Annotated in this window: 21 protein-coding genes and 1 tRNA gene; 12 read left to right on the forward strand and 10 right to left on the reverse strand. The window is 71.9% G+C overall.

The genetic code is table 11. The features are described 5' to 3' along the window. Positions 1-180: hypothetical protein (locus EXE44_RS21095; RefSeq protein WP_206750386.1), on the reverse strand; the 180-nt coding region annotated here is incomplete at its 3' end. 32 nt (positions 181-212) lie between these two features. Next, positions 213-671 (reverse strand): molybdopterin-dependent oxidoreductase, encoded by a 459-nt coding sequence (locus tag EXE44_RS06060; RefSeq protein ID WP_137716396.1) that lies wholly within the window; start codon positions 669-671, stop codon positions 213-215. A gap of 112 nt (positions 672-783) precedes the next feature. Here EXE44_RS06060 and rnhA point away from each other — a divergent pair, with 112 nt between their 5' ends. Beyond that, positions 784-1,380 (forward strand): ribonuclease HI, encoded by a 597-nt coding sequence (rnhA, locus tag EXE44_RS06065; RefSeq protein ID WP_137716397.1) that lies wholly within the window; start codon positions 784-786, stop codon positions 1,378-1,380. After that, positions 1,367-2,185, forward strand: coding sequence for a hypothetical protein (locus EXE44_RS06070; RefSeq protein WP_137716398.1), 819 nt, complete (start codon positions 1,367-1,369; stop codon positions 2,183-2,185). The genes rnhA and EXE44_RS06070 overlap by 14 nt, the downstream gene beginning before the upstream one ends. Positions 2,186-2,282: 97 nt before the next feature. Here the strand turns inward: EXE44_RS06070 and EXE44_RS06075 are convergent, their stop codons facing one another. Next, on the reverse strand, positions 2,283-2,633 hold the full coding sequence (locus tag EXE44_RS06075; protein WP_121561483.1) for a PadR family transcriptional regulator: 351 nt from the start codon (positions 2,631-2,633) through the stop codon (positions 2,283-2,285). A gap of 343 nt (positions 2,634-2,976) precedes the next feature. On the opposite strand from EXE44_RS06075, the gene EXE44_RS06080 reads away from it, so the two are divergent. Both EXE44_RS06080 and EXE44_RS21900 read left to right on the forward strand, forming a co-directional pair. Continuing rightward, entirely contained in the window at positions 2,977-3,510 is a 534-nt protein-coding gene (locus EXE44_RS06080; protein WP_137716399.1) for an inorganic diphosphatase, read from the forward strand. Positions 3,511-3,607: 97 nt separating this feature from the next. Beyond that, positions 3,608-3,730, forward strand: coding sequence for a hypothetical protein (locus EXE44_RS21900; protein ID WP_268898303.1), 123 nt, complete (start codon positions 3,608-3,610; stop codon positions 3,728-3,730). Between the two features lie 8 nt (positions 3,731-3,738). On the opposite strand, the gene EXE44_RS06085 is transcribed toward EXE44_RS21900, so the two are convergent. The 3 genes from EXE44_RS06085 to EXE44_RS06095 all read right to left on the reverse strand — a co-directional run bounded on the left by EXE44_RS06085 (position 3,739) and on the right by EXE44_RS06095 (position 7,362). Next, the gene (locus EXE44_RS06085) at positions 3,739-4,536 is read right to left on the reverse strand and encodes a winged helix-turn-helix domain-containing protein (RefSeq protein ID WP_137716400.1); all 798 of its coding nucleotides are present in this window, start codon (positions 4,534-4,536) and stop codon (positions 3,739-3,741) included. A gap of 84 nt (positions 4,537-4,620) precedes the next feature. Beyond that, positions 4,621-4,869, reverse strand: a complete 249-nt coding sequence (locus tag EXE44_RS06090) for a hypothetical protein (RefSeq protein WP_137716401.1) — start codon at positions 4,867-4,869, stop codon at positions 4,621-4,623. 345 nt (positions 4,870-5,214) lie between these two features. Beyond that, a complete protein-coding gene (locus tag EXE44_RS06095) occupies positions 5,215-7,362 on the reverse strand; it encodes a caspase family protein (protein ID WP_137716402.1) in 2,148 nt (715 codons plus the stop codon). A gap of 149 nt (positions 7,363-7,511) precedes the next feature. Here EXE44_RS06095 and EXE44_RS06100 point away from each other — a divergent pair, with 149 nt between their 5' ends. From EXE44_RS06100 to EXE44_RS06110, 3 genes are all read left to right on the forward strand, one after another. After that, the gene (locus EXE44_RS06100) at positions 7,512-8,468 is read left to right on the forward strand and encodes a succinylglutamate desuccinylase/aspartoacylase family protein (RefSeq protein ID WP_137716403.1); all 957 of its coding nucleotides are present in this window, start codon (positions 7,512-7,514) and stop codon (positions 8,466-8,468) included. After that, positions 8,468-9,694: a pyridoxal-phosphate dependent enzyme gene (locus EXE44_RS06105; RefSeq protein WP_137716404.1), complete on the forward strand. Its 1,227-nt coding sequence runs from the start codon at positions 8,468-8,470 to the stop codon at positions 9,692-9,694. Before EXE44_RS06100 ends, EXE44_RS06105 begins: the two co-directional genes overlap by 1 nt. Positions 9,695-9,765: 71 nt before the next feature. Beyond that, positions 9,766-10,662: a ketopantoate reductase family protein gene (locus EXE44_RS06110; RefSeq protein ID WP_137716405.1), complete on the forward strand. Its 897-nt coding sequence runs from the start codon at positions 9,766-9,768 to the stop codon at positions 10,660-10,662. A gap of 57 nt (positions 10,663-10,719) precedes the next feature. On the opposite strand, the gene EXE44_RS06115 is transcribed toward EXE44_RS06110, so the two are convergent. Then, complete coding sequence (locus EXE44_RS06115) at positions 10,720-10,941, reverse strand: hypothetical protein (protein ID WP_053771909.1); 222 nt, start codon at positions 10,939-10,941, stop codon at positions 10,720-10,722. Positions 10,942-11,240: 299 nt separating this feature from the next. On the opposite strand from EXE44_RS06115, the gene EXE44_RS06120 reads away from it, so the two are divergent. From EXE44_RS06120 to EXE44_RS06130, 3 genes are read left to right on the forward strand one after another with little or no spacing between them, the layout of a single operon-like run. Next, entirely contained in the window at positions 11,241-12,089 is an 849-nt protein-coding gene (locus tag EXE44_RS06120; RefSeq protein ID WP_137716406.1) for a CBS domain-containing protein, read from the forward strand. Then, entirely contained in the window at positions 12,090-13,880 is a 1,791-nt protein-coding gene (glyS, locus tag EXE44_RS06125) for a glycine--tRNA ligase (protein WP_137716407.1), read from the forward strand. A 4-nt stretch (positions 13,881-13,884) separates the two neighbouring features. Beyond that, positions 13,885-14,508, forward strand: a complete 624-nt coding sequence (locus EXE44_RS06130) for a dolichol kinase (RefSeq protein ID WP_137716408.1) — start codon at positions 13,885-13,887, stop codon at positions 14,506-14,508. A gap of 92 nt (positions 14,509-14,600) precedes the next feature. Here the strand turns inward: EXE44_RS06130 and EXE44_RS06135 are convergent. Next, positions 14,601-14,685 (reverse strand) — tRNA-Ser (locus tag EXE44_RS06135). A gap of 158 nt (positions 14,686-14,843) precedes the next feature. Here EXE44_RS06135 and EXE44_RS06140 point away from each other — a divergent pair. Further along, positions 14,844-15,806, forward strand: coding sequence for a MoxR family ATPase (locus tag EXE44_RS06140; RefSeq protein WP_137716409.1), 963 nt, complete (start codon positions 14,844-14,846; stop codon positions 15,804-15,806). A 26-nt stretch (positions 15,807-15,832) separates the two neighbouring features. Here the strand turns inward: EXE44_RS06140 and pyrE are convergent, their stop codons facing one another. Further along, positions 15,833-16,381 (reverse strand): orotate phosphoribosyltransferase, encoded by a 549-nt coding sequence (gene pyrE / locus EXE44_RS06145; RefSeq protein ID WP_137716410.1) that lies wholly within the window; start codon positions 16,379-16,381, stop codon positions 15,833-15,835. 49 nt (positions 16,382-16,430) lie between these two features. Next, complete coding sequence (locus tag EXE44_RS06150; RefSeq protein WP_137716411.1) at positions 16,431-19,625, reverse strand: PAS domain-containing protein; 3,195 nt, start codon at positions 19,623-19,625, stop codon at positions 16,431-16,433. A gap of 313 nt (positions 19,626-19,938) precedes the next feature. Between EXE44_RS06150 and gatB the strand changes: the two genes are divergently transcribed. Next, on the forward strand, positions 19,939-21,426 hold the full coding sequence (gene gatB, locus EXE44_RS06155) for an Asp-tRNA(Asn)/Glu-tRNA(Gln) amidotransferase subunit GatB (protein WP_137716412.1): 1,488 nt from the start codon (positions 19,939-19,941) through the stop codon (positions 21,424-21,426). Positions 21,427-21,445 lie beyond the last annotated feature (19 nt).

The raw sequence follows: 21,445 nt of genomic DNA on the forward strand, positions 1-21,445 counted from the left end.
GCTCCGCGACGCCGGCCTCGACGTCGGCGTGTTCAACGCCGACTTCCAGGCGCCGCTCGGCCCCGCGACGGCGACGACCGGCGGAAGCGGGGCGTCGCCTCGTCGCGCCCCGCCGGCCGCCCGCGGGTCCTCCGGCGCCGACTCGTCCGTCTCGTTCCGCTCTCGGGTCGTTGGGTTCATGGCTCGCGTGGTGTGGGGTCGCCGCGCCCGCGTCACTCGCCGCCCGCCGCCCCGTCGACGGTCCCCGGAACGGGGTCCGCGTCGGGCGGGAGCGCGACGGGCGCGAGCGCCGCGAGGTCCCTGACGGTCTGTGCGCTGTCGAAGTCCGGGCCGACGAGCCGCGGGAGCCCCGCCGCCGGGCCGTCGAGTCGCTCAGTCGCGACGACGGCGTCGAGCGCGTCCCGCACCGGCACGTGCGCCCGGTACCCGTCCGCGGACTCGGCCCGGAGGTGGGTCGTCTCCGGCGGCGCGTCGTCGAGGAGCGGCGCCACCGCGACCCCGCGCCACTCGCCGCCGAACTCGGTCCCGGTCGCACACCGGTAGCGACAGGCGACCGTGACCGCCCCGCGCCGCTCGCGCACCGCGTCGAGTTGCGCGAGCAGGTCCGGCGCGGAGCGCTCCGCGGCGCCCCCGGCGTTCGGTCGGTTCGAGCCGACGTTCGACGAGGTCACTGCGTCGTAATCGACGGACGCGCCGCCCGTGTCGGCTACGCCTCATATATTCGGTCCTTTTTCAGTCGGCGGACGGACAGCCCTTTGTCCGCCCGGCGCGGAACCCGGACGAATGCCGACCATCGACTGCGACCCGACGGTCGCGCGCGAGCGCCTCGCGGACGCCGGCGTCCGGATCGACGAGGGGAACACGCCCCACGAGCGGTGGCGCGCCGACCGCGACGGGGCCGTCGCGGTCGCGTACGACGACAAGGTCGTCGTCCAGGGGAGCGACCCCACCCGGCTGACCGCCCTGCTTCGGGACGGGGGCGGCCGCGCGCACGTCTACTTCGACGGGGCCTCCCGCGGGAACCCGGGCCCGGCCGCGGTCGGCTGGTGCTTGGTCACGTCCGACGGCGTCGTCGCCGAGGGCGGCGAGCGCATCGGCCGCGCGACGAACAACCAGGCCGAGTACGCGGCGCTGATCCGCGCGCTGGAGGCGGCCGACGAGTACGGCTTCGACGCGGTCGACGTCCGCGGCGACTCCCAGCTGACGGTCAAGCAGGTCCGCGGCGAGTGGAACGCCAACGACCTGGAGCTGCGCGAGCGACGGGTCCGCGCCCGGGAGCTGCTGGAGCGGTTCGACCGCTGGTCGATCGCCCACGTACCGCGGGAGATAAACGAGCGCGCCGACGATCTGGCGAACGAGGCACTCGATGACGCGAACTGACGACGACCCGCCCGAGTGGGCCAAGGAGCGGGCGCGCGAGATGATGGCGGCGGGAGACGAGGCGGCGGCCGACGACCCCGCGGACGCCGCGGCGTCCCCCGACCCCGACGACGAGCGCGTCCCGGACGTGCCGGTCGAGGCGGTCGAGGAGGCGGAGCGGCTCACGCGGCTCGCCCGCGAGGCCGAGTCCGCGGAGCCGACCCCGGAGATCGAGCAGGCGGCCGCGCAGTACCGCGAGCGGCGCGACGCACTCGCGGCCGAGTACGGCTACACAGCGCGCGTCCGCGAGGAGGACGACGCGCTCGTGTTGTACCCCGACGAGTGGATGGACGAGGGGACGGTCCAGCTCGACCGCGTCGAGGACACCGACCGCGCGGTCGAGGTGTCGCTGTCCGGTCCCGGCGACGCCGACCGCTACCGCGAGGTGGCCGCGTACAACGAGGCGGTGGCCGCGGCGGTCGCCGAGCGCGAGGCCGCGGTCCACGCGCGCACCGCGGAGACGTTCGCGACGTTCATGAGCAACCACTACGTCCGCACGGTCGACGACGCGACCCCGGAGATGCGGGCGGAGTTCCGCGAGGAGTACCTGGTCCGGAACGGGTGGCCGACCGACGAGCAGCTCGACGCCGTCGACGAGTCGCTGTCCGTGATCGAGTCCGTCGCCGCCGACGTGGCGGTCGACGACGTGGCGGTCGACGACGTGGACGATCCCGCTGGCGACGAACCAGACGACGCCGGCGGGTCCGCCGACGCCGACGGGTCCGCCGACGCCGCGGACTCACCCGACACGAGCGACTCGGCGTAGCGGCCGCTCGGCGGAGAAAAACGCGGCTTTCGCCGCGCCGTGTGCCAAAAGGGTCGGTTAGCGTTCGATGCTGGACGGCCCCGCGGGGCGCGTTCGACTACTCCAGCAGTGCGCGGACCTCGTCCGCGCGCTCCTCGTCGGTGACGAACCGGTCGAGGACCCACTCGATCTGCCCGAGGACCACGTCGTGGCCCGCCTCGGTGAGCTCGTACTGGTTCGTCCGCTTGTCGAGTTCGCTCTTCTCGACGAGCCCGTCGTCGACGAGGTCGTCGAGGTTGGGGTACAGGCGGCCGTGGTTCACTTCGGAGCCGTAGTACGCCTCCAGCTCCCGCTTGATGGCGAGACCGTACATCGGCTCCTCGGCCAGGATGGTCAGGATGTTCTGCTGGAACGCCGTGAGATCGCTCGCCGCCCTCGATTCATCAGTGACTGTTTGTGCCTCTGACATGCGTAATGGAAAGGGGCCCGAACTTATAGTCTTTCTCAACATTCACGATCGTTGCGATGCGTAACCCCCAACGGTTGTCCGGATCTCTCGGTACCGACGGTCTCTCGGCGGACATCCGTGCTATCCGCCGGCGGACTGCGTTCGACCGATCGATTCCGTTCGCGCCGAGTGGACCGACGATCCGTCGGTCACAGCGCCGTTTCGGTTCGCGATCGAAACCCGGGGTTCGACGCCTGACGGGGCCGAATCGGCGCCGCGGGTCGGCGTTCCCGTCGCGTCGCGCGTCCCCCGGCTCAGGCGATCCCGAAAGGACTTTGCCCGACTTCGACCCATCTTCGGGCACATGGTCAACCTCTGGGAGGATCTCGAGACGGGACCGAACGCGCCGGACGAGATCTACGCCGTCGTCGAGTGTCTCAAAGGCGAGCGCAACAAGTACGAGTACGACAAGGACATCCCGGGCGTCGTCTTGGACCGCGTGCTCCACTCGAACGTCCACTACCCGTACGACTACGGCTTCATCCCGCAGTCGTACTACGACGACGAGGACCCCTTCGACGTGATGGTGCTCGTCGAGGACCAGACGTTCCCCGGCTGCGTCGTCGAGGCCCGCCCGGTCGCCCTGATGAAGATGGACGACGACGGCGAGCAGGACGACAAGGTGATCGCGGTGCCGACCGAGGACCCGCGGTTCGACCACATCGAGGACCTCGAGGACATCCCGCAGCAGACCCTCGACGAGATAGACGAGTTCTTCGCGACCTACAAGAACCTCGAGGCCGGCAAGGAGGTCGAAACGCTCGGCTGGGAGGACAAGGCCGCGGCGAAGGACGCCATCGAGCACGCCCAGGACCTGTACGACGAGCACTTCGCGTAACGGCCGGATAACCGGGACGTATCCGCCGCCCGCGGCCGGATGCGTTATGCCCATGGGTAATTTTTAGGGTGTGAGTCGCGTATCGTCACGTAGAGCCATGAGCGCCACCACACCCTCCGTCGGCATCGACCACCCGACGGTCGTTCCCGCGAACTTCGACCCGGACGACGACGCGGCCGACGCGGCGGCCGAGGAGACCGCGACGACCGACGACGCGTAGCCGGCTTCTCAGACGCGTTCGACGACGGCGGCGAGCGGCGTCGCCTCGTCCCGAAGCGACGCGAACGCCTCGTCGACCCAGTCGACGACGGTCTCGTCCGTCGATTCGAGCACGCATCGCGGGTTGTTCCGCTCGTCGTACGCGGCCACGCACGCGACGTCGCCGCACCGGACGAGCCCGTACTCTATCGGCTCGGCGCTCACGTACACCGTCGCGTCGTCGTCGTACAGGGCGCGGTCCGTCGCCGGACCGAACTCCGCGACCGACGCGTCGGCGACGTCGCGGTCGATGATCAGTTCCACGTCCGCGCCGCCGTCCAGCGCCGCGGCCGCCGCGTCGTTGAACTGCTGGAGGACGACCGGGGAGACGGCCCGGATCTCGGCGCCGCGGCTCTCACGCAGGAGGTCCGTGAGCCGGTCGACCACCGCCAGCGGGTTCTGATCGGACGCCACCGTGAGGTCGCTGTCGGGGATCCCCTCCGGCGGGAAGTCGACGCCGACGCGCTCGACGGTCTCGGCGAACCGCCCGTAGCGCTCGCCGCGTTCCACCTCGGTCAGGAGCGCCTCGTACGCGTCGTGAACGCGTACTCCGGTCGGCGTCACCCGGTAGTCGGCGTCGCGTTTCACGACCCAGTTCCGCTCGCGGAACCCTCCGAGGATCCGCTGAACCGTCGTTCGGGTCGCGTCGACCGCGTCGGTCAGTTCGGCCGGACGCCGCGGCTCCTCGCGCAGCGCCCGGAGTATCGCGACCCGAACGGGCGAGCCGGCGAGGTACTGTGCGCCGTCGTGTCCGTCCTCGGCCGTCATCGTACGATCCGTGTGTACGGGTACCGCCGTGTTAACCGTACCGCGTCCTCGCGGCGGTCGCCGCGACCCGCGCGCTCCCGTCGCTCAGTCCCGGTAGCGGAACGAGACGACGGTGCCGACGGTGTCCTCGCCGGCGATGCGCTCCGTGGTCACGGTCACGGCCGCGAGCGCGTCCGCGCCGAGCGCCTCCTCGATTACCGCCCGCAGCGCGTCGGGGTCGGCGCCCTCCTGAATGACCGGCACGCGGACCTGTCGGCGGTTGACCGCGACGTCGCCGAGGTCGTACTCCGTGTGCTCGAACGCCTCCCGGATCGCCGCTTGGATGTCGGTCATGGCACGGTCCGTTGCGCGCCGGGCGGTGAAAAAACGCGGTCTTCAGTAACTGCCGCGAGAGCGGCGGTTTTCGGTCGTTGTCGATCGGGATAGAACGGTCAATTTCTCGGGTTTTAGCGGCCAAATTTATTTAATACAACTAATTTGTAGTTCAAATATCTCTATAATCCAACCGTAGAACAATCTCAATATTTATTTATCCTGATACTTTTCGAATATGCACGAAAGTGTCGCGGAATACGTGGCAGAGCACCCGAAAATGGCCGGCGTCCTGTTCACTGCGATGCTGCTGCTGACGCAGGCAGCCCCTGCGGCGGCGAACGTCGTCCAGACAAACCCGGGGCCTTAGTCTGGTAGACCCTCGTCACTCCAGCGTAGCTCGTCCTCGTAAAAAACGGGTATAATTCCGAGATCCAGTACATTACAAAGCTGATCTGTAGTTATATCTGACAATTCTGCTCTAGAAGGAACTACGTAATTCATATCAATACCGTCAATTGTGGGACTGTATAGCGTTCCGACTCCGTACGGTCCAACGGGATACGTACGAACACTAATATCCCACATCGCACCAGCCGAATTCACATCCATCACAGTAGCAATGCCCCCTCGGCTCCGACAGATCGTCGTCCCACCGTCCCCCACCACGATGTACTGGTGGCCGGTGATCAGTTCGCGCTTCGCCACGTGAAGCGCGGTGCGGAGGTTGAACCCGCTGTTCATCAGGCGGGCGATGATCCGGCCGAGCGTCGTCGCGGGCGAGTTCGCCACGTCGGAGAGCGTGACGATGCCGCCGCGCGAGCCGCGGTGGACCAGGGCCTCGCCCTGCTGGTAGGACTGGCAGGCGTTGAGCAGGAAGGCGCTGACGCCGATCTCGAGGTCCTCGTCGGTCAGGTCGAGGTAGCTGTCCGCGCACTGCATCCCGCGGTCGTCGACGTGCCCGATGTAGTGGAGGAAGTCCACGTCGGATTCGAGGGCCTCGCGCATCTCCGCGCGCGTGAGGTCGTGGCGCACCTCGATGTCGAACTGGACCATGTCGCGGAGCCCGTAGAGGTCGGCGACGTTACCCTCCTCGCGCATCTGCTCGTCGTTACAGACGACGAGGACCGAGATGCGCGACTGCTCGACCTGACCCGCTTCGAGCCGGCGGTGGTACGCGTCGAGCGTCGCCTTGTTCGCGTCGAGCGGAACGCCGTCGCCGACCCACGCGTGCTCGACGGTGTCGACCGGCTCCGGCCGGACGAAGTCGGTCTGGGCGGCGACGGCGCCGCGCTCCGCGGAGGCGTCCGCGCCGCGGGTGACCGCCGCGCTCGCGCCGCCGCGCACGAACTCGTCGTCCCCGAGACCGACGCCGCCGGCCGGGACCTCCCGCCGCGTCGCCCGCGCGGAACTCCGGTCCGCGCCGCCCAGGAAGCCGACGCCGACTCCTCCGTCATCCTCCACCGGCGTGACGGTCTCCGGCGAGCGAACGATGGACAGCTCGCCCGCGACGAACGGGAGCATCTCCACGTTCTCCGGGTCGGGCCGGACGTCCGTCGTCAGAGTCCACTGTGGCAGCTCTGGCTCGACCGCCTCGAAGGGCACGTCGAGGTACTCGCCGAGCCGCTCCGCGAGCGGGAGGTCGTACAGCCGCCCCCAGTCGAGGTCGAGGCCGGTCGTCTCGCGCTCGTGGAGGTCGACCGGGTAGAACCCCTCCGTGCGGGCGAGACAGTCCATGTGGAACGACTGCCTGAGCACCTGGGCGGTCCGCGCCTCGAAGCCGGGTTCGAGCGGGTACGTCCACTCGTCGCCCTCGATCCGCGGCTCGTCGCCCGGCACCACGTCGGCCGCGAAGTAGTACGCCAGCGAGACGACTGGGTAGAGGTAGCGGTACTCGGGCGGCACGACGATCCGGACGCCGCTGTCCACTGGCTCGACCCGCTCGGGGACGCGGAACTCGTCGCCGGGTTCGATCAGCGGCGGGTGGCCCCGCAGCGTGGGGAACGACCGCTCGGGGCTGGTCGTCTGGAGCGCGGAGCCGAGCAGCGAGACGGCGCCCATCAGCGACTCGGGGTCGGTTGGCGCGGTGATCGTCCCCGCCGGCGTCTGGTGGAGCGACCGGAAGCCGAGCCCGACTGTTCCCGGCGTGTCGAGGTCGATCCGGGTGGTCCGGTCGGTCGTCGAGACGGAGAAGCCGGCGTCGAAGGTGAGGTACAGCTTCGTCGGCGCCGGGTTGATCCCGACGTGGTACGTCCCGTCTGGCATCGTGTAGCAGTCGCCGTGGGTGAGCAGCGTCCCGTCGCCGGCGCGCGTCTCGACGACCGCGACGCGCGGGATCTCGATCGCGCCGGTCTCGACGGCGACGCTGGCGTCAACCGGGAAGTAGTGGTCCGACTCCGGCCGTCGTCGCGGCTCGACCGGCCGGTCGGTGTACACCTCGAACTGGGTGTTCTCGATGTGGTCCGTGACGGTGATCCCGTCGGCCTCGCGCAGCGGGTCGATGTCGATGCTCATGGGGGCTCCGCGGCCGCCGTTCGGTCGGACGGGGACAGACGCCGCGGGGGTTGGTACCGTCCGGTTGGGCGAAAGCGGCGATAAAGCTTGCGTCGGTCGGATCGCCGCGGACCGAACGGATAAAGTCCCGGCCGCCCCACCTCCGCGTAATGATAACGCTGGGAACGGCCCGCGCCGCTCCGGGCGAGACGGACACGGGCCGTCTCGAGGTGGGGGAGATGCGGGACGGGAGCCCCGTCCGGCTGCCGGTCGCCGCGGTCAACGGCGCGGCCGACGGGCCGACGCTGTACGTCCAGGCGGTGAGCGACGGCGACGAGCTGAACGGGCTCGGCGTCGTCAACCGCGTCGTCCCGCGCCTCGACCCGACCGAGTTGTCCGGGTCGGTCCTCGTCGTCGGCATCGTGAACCACTTCGCGTTCCAGGCGGCGGAACACCGGAACCCGGTCGACGACCGGAAGATGAACCGCGGCTACCCCGGCGACGCCGACGGGACGACGAGCGAGCGGATCGCCCACGAGACGTTCCAGGTCGCCAAGCGCGCCGACTACATCCTCGACCTCCACCAGGGGTCGACGAGCCGGATGATAAACGAGACGCGCGTCCGCTGCGGCGTCCGCCACCGCCTCCACGGCGACTGCTTAGAGCTCGCGAAGGCGTTCGGCTGCGGGCACGTCCTCGACATCAAGGGCCCGGACGGCCAGCTCGCCCGGGCCGGTCCGGAACACGGGATCCCCACCGTCGACCCCGAGCTCGGCGGCTGTGTCGGCTGGGACGAGGAGTCGATCCGGTACGGCGTCGAGGGCGTGTTCAACGTGCTCCGGCACTACGGGTTCCTCGACGGCGACGCCGCCCTCGACTCGCAGACGCGCGCCCGCGGCTTTGACCAGTACGGCTCGCCCGCCGGCGGCTTGGTCCGCTTCGAGCGCGAACTCGGCGAGCGCGTCTCGGCCGGTGACGTCCTCTTCGAGGTGACCGACACCTTCGGCGCCTTGGAGGGCCGCGTCACCGCCGACACGGACGGGATCTTCTGGCGGACGCGCCGGCTCCCGCAGGTGGCCGCCGGCGAGTACGTCTGCTCGATCGGCACCAACGTCGACGAGTACTGATGGGTTCCCCCGACGGATCGAGCGAGGGAGTGCGCGCCCTCCGCTGCCCCGAGTGCGGCGAGACGTACCGCGACCGCTGGCGCTGCCGGTGCGGCGCCCCCCTCGACTTCGCCGAGGCTCCGATTCCGGACGGTCCCGCGCCCGACCCCCAGTCGTTCGACGCGCGCGACGGCCTGTGGGCGTTCGACGGCTTCCTCGCCGTCGGCGACGACCCCGCTGACCGGGTGACGCTGGGCGAGGGGCTGACGCCGCTCGTCGACGCCGACCGGGGCCGCGGAGCCGCGGCGAACGCGGACGGCGACGCCGCCCCGTGGAACGCGTCGTTCAAGCTGGAGTACGTCTTCCCGACCGGCTCGTTCAAGGACCGCGGCGCGACGACGACGCTGACACGGGCCCGCGAGCTGGGCGTCGAGCGCGTCGTCGAGGACTCCTCCGGCAACGCCGGCGCCGCGGTCGCGACCTACGCCGCCCGCGCCGGGATCGACGCCGAGGTCTACGTCCCGGCCGACGCGAAGGAGTCGAAGCTCGCGGCGATCCGTCGCGCCGGCGCCGAGCCGGTCCGGATCGAGGGGAGTCGGCGGGACGTGACCGAGGCGTGCGTCGCGGCGCTCGACGGAAGCGGAGACGACCCCGCGGGCGACGCCGGCGGCCCGGCCGCCGACGGGGACGACGACCCGGCCTGGTACGCCAGCCACGCCTGGAACCCGGCGTTCTTCGAGGGCACCGCCACGGTCGCGTACGAGATCGCGTACCAGCGCGGCTGGGACGCCCCCGACGCGGTCGTGACGCCGCTCGGCCACGGGACGCTCTTCCTCGGCGCCTACCGCGGGTTCCGGCGGCTCGAACGGGCCGGCTGGACCGACTCCGTCCCCCGGCTCTACGGCGCGCAGGCGGCCGGCGTCGCGCCCATCGTCCGGGCGCTCCACGGCCCGGATGCCGCCGATCCGGAGGGAGTCGTCAACGCCGCGGCCGACGGGATCCAGATCGCCGAGCCGGTCCGGGACCGCGAGATCCTGTCTGCCGCCGACGCGACGGACGGCGACGCGGTCGCGGTCACCGAGGCGGCCGCGACCCGCGAACTCGACCGGCTCCACGCCGCCGGGTTCTACACGGAGCCGACCTGCGCGGTCGCTCCCGCCGCGCTGCGGACCCTCCGCGACCGCGGCGAGATCGGGCCCGACGAGGACGTGGTCGTGCCGCTGACCGGAAGCGGGCTGAAGGGCTGAGGCGGACGGCGCGGTCGGCGCCGACCCGCCCCACCGTCACCACTATTCAGCCGGCGCCCGTCGCCGTCGGTATGGAGGTGCTCGTCTACGGCGCCGGCGCGCTCGGGAGCCTCGTGGGCGGGCTGCTGGCGCGCGAACACGACGTGACGCTCGTCGGCCGCGACCCGCACATGCGGACGATCCGGGAGGACGGCCTCCGGATCGACGGCGAGATCGACGCCCGCGTCGCCCCTCGCGCGCTCACCGACGGGCGGCACCGCGCCGCCGACCTCGCCCTCGTCACGACGAAGGCGTACGACACCGACGCGGCCGCCCGGGCGCTCGCGACCGGCGAGTACGAGGCGGTCTGCTCGCTCCAGAACGGGCTCACCGAGGAGCGGCTGGTCGCCGCGCTCGACGCGACGGTCCTCGCCGGCACCGCGACCTACGGCGCCCGGTTCGCGAAGCCGGGCCGGGTCACCTGTACCGGCGTCGGCGAGGTGGTGGTCGGCGCGCTCTCCGGGGGCCCGAGCCCGGCGGCCGCGCGGGTCGGCGCCGCCTTCGAGGCGGCCGGGATCGAGGCGGTCGTCGCCGAGGACATGCCGGTCCGCCGCTTCGAGAAGCTCGCGGTCAACGCCGGGATCAACGGCCCCTCCGCGCTCGCGCGGACCGAGAACGGGCCGACGCTGGACGGCCCGGCGGGCGAGGTCGCCCGCGAGGCCGCCCGCGAGACGGCCGCGACGGCCCGGGCGGTCGGGGTCGACCTCGCCGACGACCGGGCGGTCGCGGCCGTCGAGCGCGTCGCCGATCGCACCGCCGCGAACCGGTCGTCGATGTGCGAGGACGTGGCGAACGGCCGCCGGACCGAGGTCGACGCCGTCTACGGGGCGATCGCCGACCGAGCGGCGCGTCACGCCGTGGCGGTTCCGACGTGCCGGACCGTCGGGTCGCTGATCCGCGGCTGGGAGGCGGCGCGGGGGCTCCGGTAGGGGTAGACGAACTATCAAAAGGGTCCGGCGCGGGTGGCGTCCGCGGCCGCTACGCGCTCAACACCACTCTTCGAGGACGGTCGCGTCGGTCTCGTCGACCGACACCCACGCGTCCTCCCGCGAGACGTCCGCGATGACGAGCTCCGGTCGCGACGACGAGGAGTCGATGGACGCCATCACGTCCGGCGCCTCGGCGGCGTCGAGCGCCGGGTCCGTCGGCAGCGCCGTCCGACGGCGGTCGGGGTCCGGGTCGTCCCAAGGAGTGGAACTCCGTGACATGGTTGTGAATAGTTCACAGTACGTATAAGAGTTGCGAACCCGACCGGAATCCGCCGTCAGATCCGAGTTTCCCGGGACCGCCGGCCGACGTATCTCCCGATACGCGGCCCCTCGGCCGACGATGTGCTCGAACGTGTCGAGTTTCTCATCGGCTCGCCGGGTGCTCCCGCGCCGGGGGCTTCCGCGCCGGGATTCCGGCTCTGCGCGTCTCCGCGCGGCCGGCCTTTCCGCCGTGCGCCACGCGGTCCGTCTCCGCCCACCTTCGCAGTATACAAGAGGTGTCACGCTGAATGACGGGCATGAACGTCGCAGACGCCATGACGCCCCGGTCGGAGCTCGTCGTCGTCGAGATCCCCGGGAGCCGCAACGACGTGTTGGAGTACATCCAGGAGCACGGCTTCTCCTCGGTTCCTGTCGTGAAAGATGTCAACGGCGACGAGGTGTACCGCGGGCTCGTCACGCGCGACGACCTGATCGAGCAGCCGGACGAGGACCAGCTCGCGCTGCTGATGCGCGAGGTGCCGACCGTCGCGGCCGACGACGACATGGTCGAGGCCGCCCGGACGATGGTCGCGGAGGGGTCCCGGCGGCTCCCCGTGGTCGACGGCGACGAGCTCGTCGGCATCCTCACCGTCACCGACGTGGTGCGGGCGATCGCCCGCGGCGAGGTCGACGGGGACACCCGGGTCGGCGAGCTCGCGACGCGCGCGGTCAACGCGACCCACGCCGGCACGCCGCTGCCGGTCGCCGAGCGCGAGATCGGGCTCTCCGGGGTTCCGTACGCGGTCGTCCTCGACGACGAGGCCGCTGTCGCGGGGATGCTCACCGAGGTCGACATCCTGGAGGTCGCCCGCGTGGTCGAGGGGGAGGCGAGCACCGGCGACTCGATCGCCGAGGAGGACTCCGAGTGGTCCTGGGAGGGGATCAAGGCGACCGGCGCGCGCTACCTCCCCACCCGGAACGTCGAGATCCCGGCCGAGGCGGTCCGCCACTTCATGACCGAGGACCTGATCACGGTCAACGCCACGCGGACGGCCCGGGAGGTCGCTCAGGAGCTCATCAGCAACGACATCGAGCAGGTCCCGCTCGTCTCCGGCACGGACCTCGACGGGATCGTCCGGGACGTGGACCTGCTGGAGGGGCTGTAGATGGCCGCGGACGCGCTCGCCGAACTCGCGAAGCGCCGCGGGTTCTTCTTCGGCTCGAACGGCGCGTACGGCGGCACCGCCGGCTTCTACACGTTCGGCCCGCAGGGCGCCGCCCTCAAGCGGAACGTCGAGGACGCGTGGCGCGACCGGTTCACCATCCGCGAGGGGAACCGCGAGATCGAGGCGCCGACGGTGATGCCCGAGGCCGTCTTCGAGGCATCCGGCCACCTGGAGGGGTTCGACGACATGCTCGTCGAGTGCCCCGAGTGCGGCGAGTCCCACCGCGCCGACCACCTCGTCGAGGACGCCACCGACGTCGAGGACGCCGAGGCGCTCCCCGGCGAGGAGGTCGCCGAGCTGATCACCGACGCCGGCATCGCCTGCCCGGCCTGCGGCACCGAGCTCGCCGGCCAGCCGGTCGAGGCGTTCAACCTCATGTTCGCGACCGACATCGGTCCCGGCGACGCCCAGCCCGGCTACCTCCGCCCTGAGACCGCGCAGGGGATCTTCGTCGAGTTCCCGCGGCTGAAGGAGTACGCCCGCGGGAACCTCCCGTTCGGCATCACCCAGATCGGCCCCGCCTACCGCAACGAGATCTCGCCGCGCGGCGGGCTCCTCCGGCTCCGCGAGTTCACGCAGGCCGAGCTAGAGCAGTTCATCGACCCCGAGGAAGACGAGCCGCCGCTCGACCGCGTCCGCGACGTGGAGGTCCGGCTGTACCCCGCGACCGAGCAGGAGGCGGACGACGGCGACTACCTCGACACGACGGTCGGCGAGGCGGTCGACGAGGGCGTCATCGGCTCCCCGTGGGTCGGCTACTACCTCGGCGTCGCCCAGGAGTGGTACGAGCGCGTCGGCGTCGACCTCGACCGCTTCCGGTTCCGCCAGCACCTCGCCGGCGAGCGCGCCCACTACGCGGCCGACTGCTGGGACGCGGAGAGCGAGGTCGACGGCGACTGGATCGAGATCGCCGGCTTCGCGTACCGCGGCGACTACGACCTCTCGAAACACGACGAGTACGGCGACGACGCGTTCACCGTGTTCAAGCGCTACGACGAGCCGAAGACGGTCGAGCGCGCGACGGTCGACCCCGACATGTCCGTGCTGGGGCCCGAGTTCGGCGGCGACGCCGCCGCGGTCGCGGACGCGCTCGAAGCGCTCGCCGAGCGCGACCCCGACGCCTTCGACGGCGAGACGGTGACCGTCGACGTGGACGGCGAACCGCGCGAGGTCGACGCCGACGTCGCGGACTTCTCCGTCGAGGAGGTGACCGAGAGCGGCGAGCACATCACGCCCCACGTCGTCGAGCCGTCGTTCGGCGTCGGGCGGACCGTCCAGACGCTGCTCGCGCACGCCTACGAGACCGACGAGGTCGACGGCGAGGAGCGGACGTACCTCTCCTTAGCGCCCGAGGTCGCGCCGCAGGACGCCGCCGTCTTCCCGCTCGTCACCAACGACGACCGCCTCACGGCGCTCGCCGACGAGGTCGCGGCCGACCTCCGCGCGGCGGGGCTCGCAGTCGCGTACGACGACTCCGGCTCGATCGGCCGCCGGTACCGGCGGCAGGACGAGGTCGGCACGCCGTTCTGCGTCACGGTCGACCGCGACGGCATCGAGGGCGATGGCCCCGACACCGTCACGCTCCGCGAGCGCGACTCCGCGGCGCAGGTCCGGATCCCCGTCGCGGACCTGGCCGCCGAGCTGACCGCGCTGCGCGAGGGCGAGCCGTTCGCCGCGGTCGCGGACCGGTACGACGCGGTCGACACCGACGTCGAGACCGCGGGGAACTGAGGGCGTGACGCTCCCGGCCGCGGCGTGGCGCGAGCGCGTGGAGTTCGAGCGGCGGCTGGTCCACGCGAGCGGCACCCTCTATCCGGTCCCGTACCTGCTGGGCTGGATCTCGTGGCGGACGACCGGCCGGCTGCTCCTCGTGAGCGTCGCCGTCGCGGCCGTCCTCGAAACGCTCCGACTCTCGGGGTCGGTCGGCCCGCTCGACCCGCTGTACGACGCCTTGGTCAGGGAGTACGAGTCCGACAGCGTCGCCGGCTACGCGCTGTACCAGGTGAGCATGGCGGGCACCGCGCTCCTCTTCGCGCCGGTGTTCGCCGTGCCCGCGATGTGGATGCTCTCGATCGGTGACCCGATAAGCGGCGGCCTCGGCGAGAACGCGGCGACGGAGCCGAAGCGCCTCTCGGTGGTGGCGGCGATGGTGTTCGTCTGCTTCGGGATCGCCGTCCCGTACGCCATCCCCGAGTTCGGTCCCGACCCCGGCGTGATCGTCGCGCTCGCGGGCGCGATCCCCGCCGCGATCGCCGACGGACTCCCGCCGCTCATCCGCGGCGTCGCCGTCGACGACAACCTCACCATCCCGCCCGCGGCCGCAGGCGGGATGTTCCTCGCGGCGGCGCTGATCGCGTAGCGCGGTCGACGGAGACCGCGTAGCGCGGTCGCTCCGTCCCGCTCGGTTATGAGGTGACGGCGCCGTCGCTCGCCGAATTGGGCTGAGAGAAGCGCCGAGGCGGAGATTTGAACTCCGGTGTCCGAATGGACAGTAGATTTCGAATCTACCGCCTTGGCCAGGCTAGGCTACCTCGGCTCACTCTCCGGTTGGCCGGTTCCGCTGTTATGCGTTTCGATCGCGCCCGCGGCGCGGTGCCCCGATCGCCGGCGACCGCGCCGGGGGCCGGGCGCCCCCGTCCCCCCGCGGTCTCCGGTTCCGGCAACGCTTTTCGGCCCGGCTCCCGTGCGGTCGGTATGGACGTCCCCGAAGCGGCCGACGCCTGCTCCCGCGTCGTCGACGAGGTCGGCGGCGCCGTCGTCGCCGACCGCGAGTTCCTCGACCGCGTCACGCTCGGTATCCTCGCCCGCGGCCACGTCCTCCTGGAGGACGTGCCCGGCACCGGCAAGACCCTCTCGGCGCGCTCGTTCGCGACCGCGCTCGGCTTAGAGTTCTCCCGGATCCAGTTCACCCCCGACCTCCTCCCGGCCGACGTCACCGGCACCAACGTGTTCGACGAGCGCGACGGCTCCTTCTCGTTCTCGCCGGGGCCGATCTTCGCGAACGTCGTCCTCGCCGACGAGATCAACCGCGCACCGCCGAAGACGCAGGCGGCGCTGCTGGAGGCGATGGAGGAGGGCCAGGTGACCGTCGACGGCGACACCCACGCGCTGCCGAGCCCGTTCTACGTCATCGCGACCCAGAACCCGGTCGAGAGCGAGGGCGCGTTCCCGCTGCCGGAGGCCCAGCTCGACCGCTTCACGATCAAGACCTCCATCGGCTACCCCGACGAGGACGGCGAGCTGGAACTGCTCCGGCGCCGCGCCGGGCGCGTCGAGCAGTCGCCGACCGTCGACCGCGTGCTCGACCCCGACGCCGTGGCGGCGCTGCGGGAGGTGCCCGAGTCGGTCCGCGTCGACGACGACCTGCTGCGCTACGCGGCGGCGCTGGCGCGGGCGACCCGCGAGGACCGCCGCGTCGAGGCCGGCGTCTCCCCCCGCGGTACCCAGCGGCTCTTCGAGACCGCCCGCGCGGCCGCCGTCCTCGCCGGCCGCGAGTTCGTCACGCCGGACGACGTGAAGCGGGTCGCGGAGCCGACGCTCGCCCACCGGCTCGTGTTGACGCCCGACGCCGCCGTCAACGACGTCGACGAGCGCGACGTGATCGCCGACGTGCTCGACCGCGTCGCGGTGCCGACGGTCGAGCCGCCGGAGGCCTGAGGCGCCTCAGCGCCGCGCCGCCCCGGTCACTCCGCGTCCCGCTCCGCCAGCAGCTCCGTCGCCGTGAGCAGCGACTCCAGCTCCACGTCGTGCTCTTCGAGCAGGTCCGCGGCGCCCTCCTCGCGGTCGACGACGACCAGCACGCGGTCCACGGTCGCGCCCGCCTCGCGGAGCGCCTCGACCGCGTCGACCGCGGACTGCCCCGTCGTGGCGATGTCCTCGATGACGACGACCTCCTCGCCGTCGTCGAGCCGTCCCTCGATCCGGTTGCCCGTGCCGTACTCCTTCGCCTGCTTGCGCGCGATGACGTACGGGCGGCCGAGCTCCGCGGCCGTGACGGCCACCAGCGGGACCGCGCCGAGCGCGACGCCCGCCAGCTTCGCGTCCGCATCCGCGAGCCGGTCGGCGAACGCCTCGGCGACGAGCGTCAGGGCGTCCGGGTCGGTCTCGAAGAGGTACTTGTCGACGTAGTAGTCGCTCGTTCCGCCGTGGGACAGTTCGAACTCGCCGAACCGGACGGCGTCGGCCGCGGTGAGCGCGGCGATCAGCTCGCGTCGTCGGTCGTCGTCGGTCATACACGGAGACGGACCGCCGCCGACAATAAACGGGTCGGAACGCGGAGGGCTACCGCTCGTCCCCGCCGGCGAGCCCCGGCCCGCTCCGCTCCGCCGCCGGGAGCACGAGCGTCACCGTCGTCCCCTCGCCGTCGAGGCCGGGGCCGAACCGGATCTCGCCGCCGTACGCCTCCACGACCCAGGCGGCGATCCACAGCCCGACGCCGGTGTTGTGCCGTAGCTGCGTCACCTCGCTGTCGCCGGTGATCACGTTCCGGACCGCGGCCGCGATCCCGGGGCCGTCGTCGGCGACGCGCACCGCCACGACCCCGTCGTCGGGGTCGATCTCGGCGGTCACCGCGACGCGCGGGGCGTCCCCGCCGTGCTCGACGGCGTTCTCCACGAGGTGGTCGACCGCGACCGAGAGGCGGTCGTCGCCGCGCACCGCGATCCCCGCCGGCGCGTCGGCGGTGATCCGGGCGTCTGGCCGCTCGGCCGCGTGCTTCGACGCGACCGCCTCGACGACCTCGGCCACGTCGACCGCGTCCGGGTCGGTCACGTACCCCTCCTCCACGACGCGGCGGAGCGTGGTGGCGCCGTCGGCGACGCCCGCCAGCCGCTTGCCCGTGGCCTCGATCCGCTCCGCGAAGTCGCTGACCTGCCCGTCGTCGCTGCGGTCGGCGATCTCGCCGGCGAAGCCGAACACGACGTTCAGCTCGTTCCGGACGTTGTGCCTGAGGATCCGGTTGACGATCCGCACGTACCGCTCGCGGCGCTTCCGGTCGGTGATGTCCGTGTAGATCCCGAACGCCCGACGGGTCCCCTCCGTCTCGTAGCTGAACCCGCGGAAGAGGAACTCCCGCGGGCCGTCCACGGTCTGCCGGCGGACCTCGCGCGTCGCGAACCCGCGCTCGCGGACCATCGCGTCGAGGTCCGCCTCCTCGTCGCCGCCGCGATCGCTGTCCCCCAGCCGGTCGTCCTGGATGTCCAACGCGCCGATCGTCCGGCCGCGGAGCGACGCCTCGTCCGCGCCGAACTGCTGCTCGAACGCGGGGTTGACCCCGTCTATCACCGTCTCGTCGTCCTCCAAGACGACCTCCATCACCGGGTCGGGGATCCGGTCGAACAGCCGCCGGAAGCGGTCGCGCTCCGTCGACAGCTCGGTCTGCGTCCGCCGGAGGTCCGTCGTGTCGCTCAGCGACCCGACGACGCCGCCCCCGTGGTCGGAGAGCCGCGACAGCCGCAACTGGCCGTGCCGCGGCCGCGGGTCGCCCTCGCGCTCGGCGGTCAGTTCGATCGTCCGGGCCGGCTCGGGACCCCCGCCGGCGTCGGCCGTCGAGTCGGTGAGCGCCCCGACCGCGTCGGCCACCAGCGGCGCGTCGGCCGCGTCGACGAGCGCGTCGAGCCGCTCCCCGACGACCTCGTCGCGGTCGTCGGCCCCGAACCACGCGACGAACGGCGCGGTGGCGTACGTGACGGCGCCGTCGCCGTCGAGCACGCACACCATGTCGTCGACGTTCTTCAGCGCGTCCTCGTAGGTCCGGAGCCGGCGGCGGCGGTCCGCGGCGTCCATCGCCGCGACCGCGTTCGTCGCCAGCAGTTCGAGCACGGCGACGTCGTCCTCGCCGAAGGCGTCCGGTTCGACGGCGCCGACGATGACCACGCCGTGAGCGCCGAGCGGGACCGCCGCGACGGAGCGCATCCCGTGGTACGAGCGCCCGTCGCCGAGCGCCTCGATGTCGTCCATCACCCGCGAGTCGCCCGCCTCGAACACCCCGCCGGTGAACCCCTCGCCGGGGCGGCGCGGCCCGCGGCTGTCGGCGAACCGGTCGCCGACGCCGTCGCTCGTCGCGACCAGCCGGAGCCGGTCCGCGTCGGCGTCGTACAGCCGCACGCCGCTGATCTCGTAGCCCAGCACCTCGTCGGCGGCCTCGATCAGCCGGTCCGCGACGGCCTCCCTCCCGTCGGCCCGCTGAATGCCCTCCACGGTGCCGAGGAGCCGTTCGAGGATCCGCTCGCGGCGCTTCCGGTCCGTGACGTCCGCGAAGAACACGGAGAGCCCGTCGGGCGAGGGATACGCGGTCACCTCGGTCCACAGGTCCAGCGGCTCGTAGTAGCTCTCGAAGGAGACGGACTCCTGCGTCTCCATCGCCCGCCGGTAGTTCGTCTCGTACTCCTCGCCTATCGCCGCCGGGAACTCCGCCCAGACGTCGGCGCCGAGCAGCTCGTCCGGGTCGCGCTCTAACAGCGCCGCGGCCCGCTCGTTGACGTAGGTGAACCGCCAGTCGTCGTCGAGCGCGAAGAAGGCGTCGTCGATCCGTTCGAGGGTCTCCTCGAATCGGTCGACGGCCGCCTCGCGCTCCTCGCGGGCGACTCGCCGTTCGAGCGCCCGCCCCAGCCAGTCTGCGAGCAGCTCGACGAACAGCCGCTCGCGCTCGTCGAACGGTCGGTCGCGTCGCTCCGGGTCGAGGAAACAGAGCGTCCCGAACGTCTCGCCGTCGACGACGACACGGCCGCCGACGTAGCTGCCGAAGCCGAACGCCTCGTAGGACGGGTCGTCGCCGAGGCCCGCGGCCTCGGGGTCGGTGAACGCGACCACGTCGTCGCTCCGGACCGTCCGCTTGCAGTAGGTCAGGTCCAGCGGCAGCGTCCCGTCGTCGTCGAGCGCGTCCTCGGCGAGCGACGCCACCGTCCCGGTCCCGTCGCTGTACTGTCGGAGTTCGATGCGGTCGCCCTCGACCCGCGAGGAGTAGCCGATGGAGAGGTCGAGCCGGTCGCGGCCCAGCGCCAACAGCTCGTCGAGCTTCTCGTCGAGGTCGGTGGTCCGGTCCGAGACGATCCGAATGAACGGTTCCAGGGCGGCCTCGCGCTCCCGACGCAGCGTGTCGTCGGGTCGACGGTCCTCGCTCCCGGCGCCGAGGCGGTCCGCGAGCGTCTCGCCGTCGGCCGCCAGCCGGCGCCCGGAGGCGTACTCGACCCCGATCCGGCTCGCGTCGATCGCCGCGTCCGGGTCGTCTTCGACGGTGTACGCGAGCGTCGTCGCGTCGGGGTAGCGGTCGCGGACCGCCCGCAGGCGGTCCCGCACGGCGCGGCCGCGCTCGCCCGCCGCCCCGTCGCGCAGCCGGACGATCACCGCGTCCGGGCACCCGACGCCGTCGCCGTCGCTCTCCCGGCCGCCGTGCGGGACCGTCCGGGTCCCCTCCGGGAGGGCCCCCCACGCGGCGTCGACCGGCTCCCCGAGGTGAAGGGTCGACTCACCGGGCATCTGTTGGGGGCGTGCGTCGCGGTCGTCCGCGGCGGGGGCGGTCGGCGGCCGTCATCTCGGCCGCGGCCCTCTCGCCTCTCGTCGCCGGGCCGGGGAGACGGTCGGCTCGCCGCCCCCGTTCGGCTCGGTACCCTCCCGGCTCGTCGCGTCGGTCATCGGCTCTGCTACGAACGTCCCCCACATAATCGTTCCCTCCGCGTTTTCGGAATCGATAGCGGCGGTGCCTCGCGGCGTCGCGACCGCGGCCGACCGGTCCGCGTCGGCGGCGACGGTCCCGACACGATTTAGGCGGCCCGCTCACAACGCTCCGGTAATGAGCACGCAGGCCGCGACGGCGGACCGGACAGTCGTGATCGGGCTGGAGGTCCACGTCCAGCTCGAGACCGACACGAAGATCTTCTGCGGCTGCTCGACGGAGCCCGCCGAGGACGAGGCGCCGAACACGCGCACCTGCCCGACCTGCCTCGGGCTGCCCGGCGCGCTCCCCGTCCTCAACGAGGCCGCCGTTGAGGCCGCCGTGAAGGTCGGGAAGGCGATCGACGCCGACATCCCCGAGACGACCACGTTCCACCGGAAGAACTACTACTACCCCGACCTCCCGAAGAACTTCCAGCTCACCCAGTACGACGCGCCGATCTGCGCCGAGGGCGAACTGGAGGTCCGCGTCGACGGCGACCCGCGCACCATCGGGATCACCCGCGCGCACCTCGAAGAGGACCCCGGCAGCCTCCAGCACGCCGGCGGCTCCATCGAGTCGGCGAGCCACACCCTCGTCAACTACAACCGCGCCGGCACTCCCCTCATGGAGATCGTCACGGAGCCGGACTTCCGCTCGCCGGCCGAGACGCGGGCGTTCCTCGCGAAGCTGGAGGAGGTCTTGGAGTACCTCGGCGTGTTCGACCCCGGCCGCGACGGGAGCCTGCGCGTCGACGCCAACGTCTCCTTAGTCCCCGCCGAACACGTCGCCGACGACGGGACGATCGACGCGGACGCGCTCGACGAGGTGAACCGCGCCGAGGTGAAGAACATCTCCAGCCACAAGGGCGCGGAGCAGGCGCTCGCCTACGAGGTCACCCGCCAGGAGAACGTCCTCCGCCGCGGCCGCGAGATCGAACAGGAGACCCGCCACTGGGACGAGGACCGCGGCGTCACCGTCGGCATGCGCTCGAAGGAGGCCGAGAAGGACTACCGCTACTTCCGCGAGGGCGACCTCCCCGCGCTGGAGGTGGCCGACTGGAAAGAGCAGATCGCGATCCCGGAGCTCCCCGACGCCCGCCGCGAGCGCTTCCGCGACGAGTACGGGCTCGACCGCGAGGCGGCCTCGAAGCTCACCTCCACGAAGGCGGTCGCGGACTTCTTCGAGGACGTGGCCAGCGAGTTCGACCCCGACCTCGCGGCGACGTGGGTCGCCGACAACTTACTCGGCGAGCTCAACTACCGCGAGATGGCGATCACCGACGTCGAGGGCCGGCTCGACGAGTTCACGCGCCTGATCGAGCTCGTCGCCGCCGACGAGCTGACCGTGAAGAACGCCGAGGAGACCGTCCTCCGCGAGATGCTCGACGAGGGCGACGACCCCGAGACGATCATCGAGCGCGAGGACCTCGGCAAGGCCGAGAGCGGCGAGGTCGAGGCCGCGGTCGCGGCCGCCATCGACGAGAACCCCGACGCGGTCGCCGACTACCACGACGGCGACGAGGGCGCGATCAACTTCCTCGTCGGGCAGGTGATGCAGGCGACCGGCGGCAGCGCCGACCCCGGCCAGGTGAACGGCCTGCTCCGCGAGGAGCTGGACGGCTGAGCCGCGGCCGACGCGACCG

It is taken from the genome of Halorubrum sp. SS7, assembly GCF_005435055.1.
In the GTDB taxonomy this organism is placed as follows: Archaea; Halobacteriota; Halobacteria; order Halobacteriales; family Haloferacaceae; genus Halorubrum; species Halorubrum salinarum.

Excerpts from the sequence above, each read along its gene's own strand:
- rnhA (WP_137716397.1), top strand. The coding sequence starts at position 784 with ATGCCGACCATCGACTGCGACCCGACGGTCGCGCGCGAGCGCCTCGCG.
- EXE44_RS06070 (WP_137716398.1), top strand. The coding sequence starts at position 1,367 with ATGACGCGAACTGACGACGACCCGCCCGAGTGGGCCAAGGAGCGGGCG.
- EXE44_RS06075 (WP_121561483.1), bottom strand. The coding sequence starts at position 2,633 with ATGTCAGAGGCACAAACAGTCACTGATGAATCGAGGGCGGCGAGCGAT.
- EXE44_RS06080 (WP_137716399.1), top strand. The coding sequence starts at position 2,977 with ATGGTCAACCTCTGGGAGGATCTCGAGACGGGACCGAACGCGCCGGAC.
- EXE44_RS21900 (WP_268898303.1), top strand. The coding sequence starts at position 3,608 with ATGAGCGCCACCACACCCTCCGTCGGCATCGACCACCCGACGGTCGTT.
- EXE44_RS06085 (WP_137716400.1), bottom strand. The coding sequence starts at position 4,536 with ATGACGGCCGAGGACGGACACGACGGCGCACAGTACCTCGCCGGCTCG.
- EXE44_RS06090 (WP_137716401.1), bottom strand. The coding sequence starts at position 4,869 with ATGACCGACATCCAAGCGGCGATCCGGGAGGCGTTCGAGCACACGGAG.
- EXE44_RS06095 (WP_137716402.1), bottom strand. The coding sequence starts at position 7,362 with ATGAGCATCGACATCGACCCGCTGCGCGAGGCCGACGGGATCACCGTC.
- EXE44_RS06100 (WP_137716403.1), top strand. The coding sequence starts at position 7,512 with ATGATAACGCTGGGAACGGCCCGCGCCGCTCCGGGCGAGACGGACACG.
- EXE44_RS06105 (WP_137716404.1), top strand. The coding sequence starts at position 8,468 with ATGGGTTCCCCCGACGGATCGAGCGAGGGAGTGCGCGCCCTCCGCTGC.
- EXE44_RS06110 (WP_137716405.1), top strand. The coding sequence starts at position 9,766 with ATGGAGGTGCTCGTCTACGGCGCCGGCGCGCTCGGGAGCCTCGTGGGC.
- EXE44_RS06115 (WP_053771909.1), bottom strand. The coding sequence starts at position 10,941 with ATGTCACGGAGTTCCACTCCTTGGGACGACCCGGACCCCGACCGCCGT.
- EXE44_RS06120 (WP_137716406.1), top strand. The coding sequence starts at position 11,241 with ATGAACGTCGCAGACGCCATGACGCCCCGGTCGGAGCTCGTCGTCGTC.
- glyS (WP_137716407.1), top strand. The coding sequence starts at position 12,090 with ATGGCCGCGGACGCGCTCGCCGAACTCGCGAAGCGCCGCGGGTTCTTC.
- EXE44_RS06140 (WP_137716409.1), top strand. The coding sequence starts at position 14,844 with ATGGACGTCCCCGAAGCGGCCGACGCCTGCTCCCGCGTCGTCGACGAG.
- pyrE (WP_137716410.1), bottom strand. The coding sequence starts at position 16,381 with ATGACCGACGACGACCGACGACGCGAGCTGATCGCCGCGCTCACCGCG.
- EXE44_RS06150 (WP_137716411.1), bottom strand. The coding sequence starts at position 19,625 with ATGCCCGGTGAGTCGACCCTTCACCTCGGGGAGCCGGTCGACGCCGCG.
- gatB (WP_137716412.1), top strand. The coding sequence starts at position 19,939 with ATGAGCACGCAGGCCGCGACGGCGGACCGGACAGTCGTGATCGGGCTG.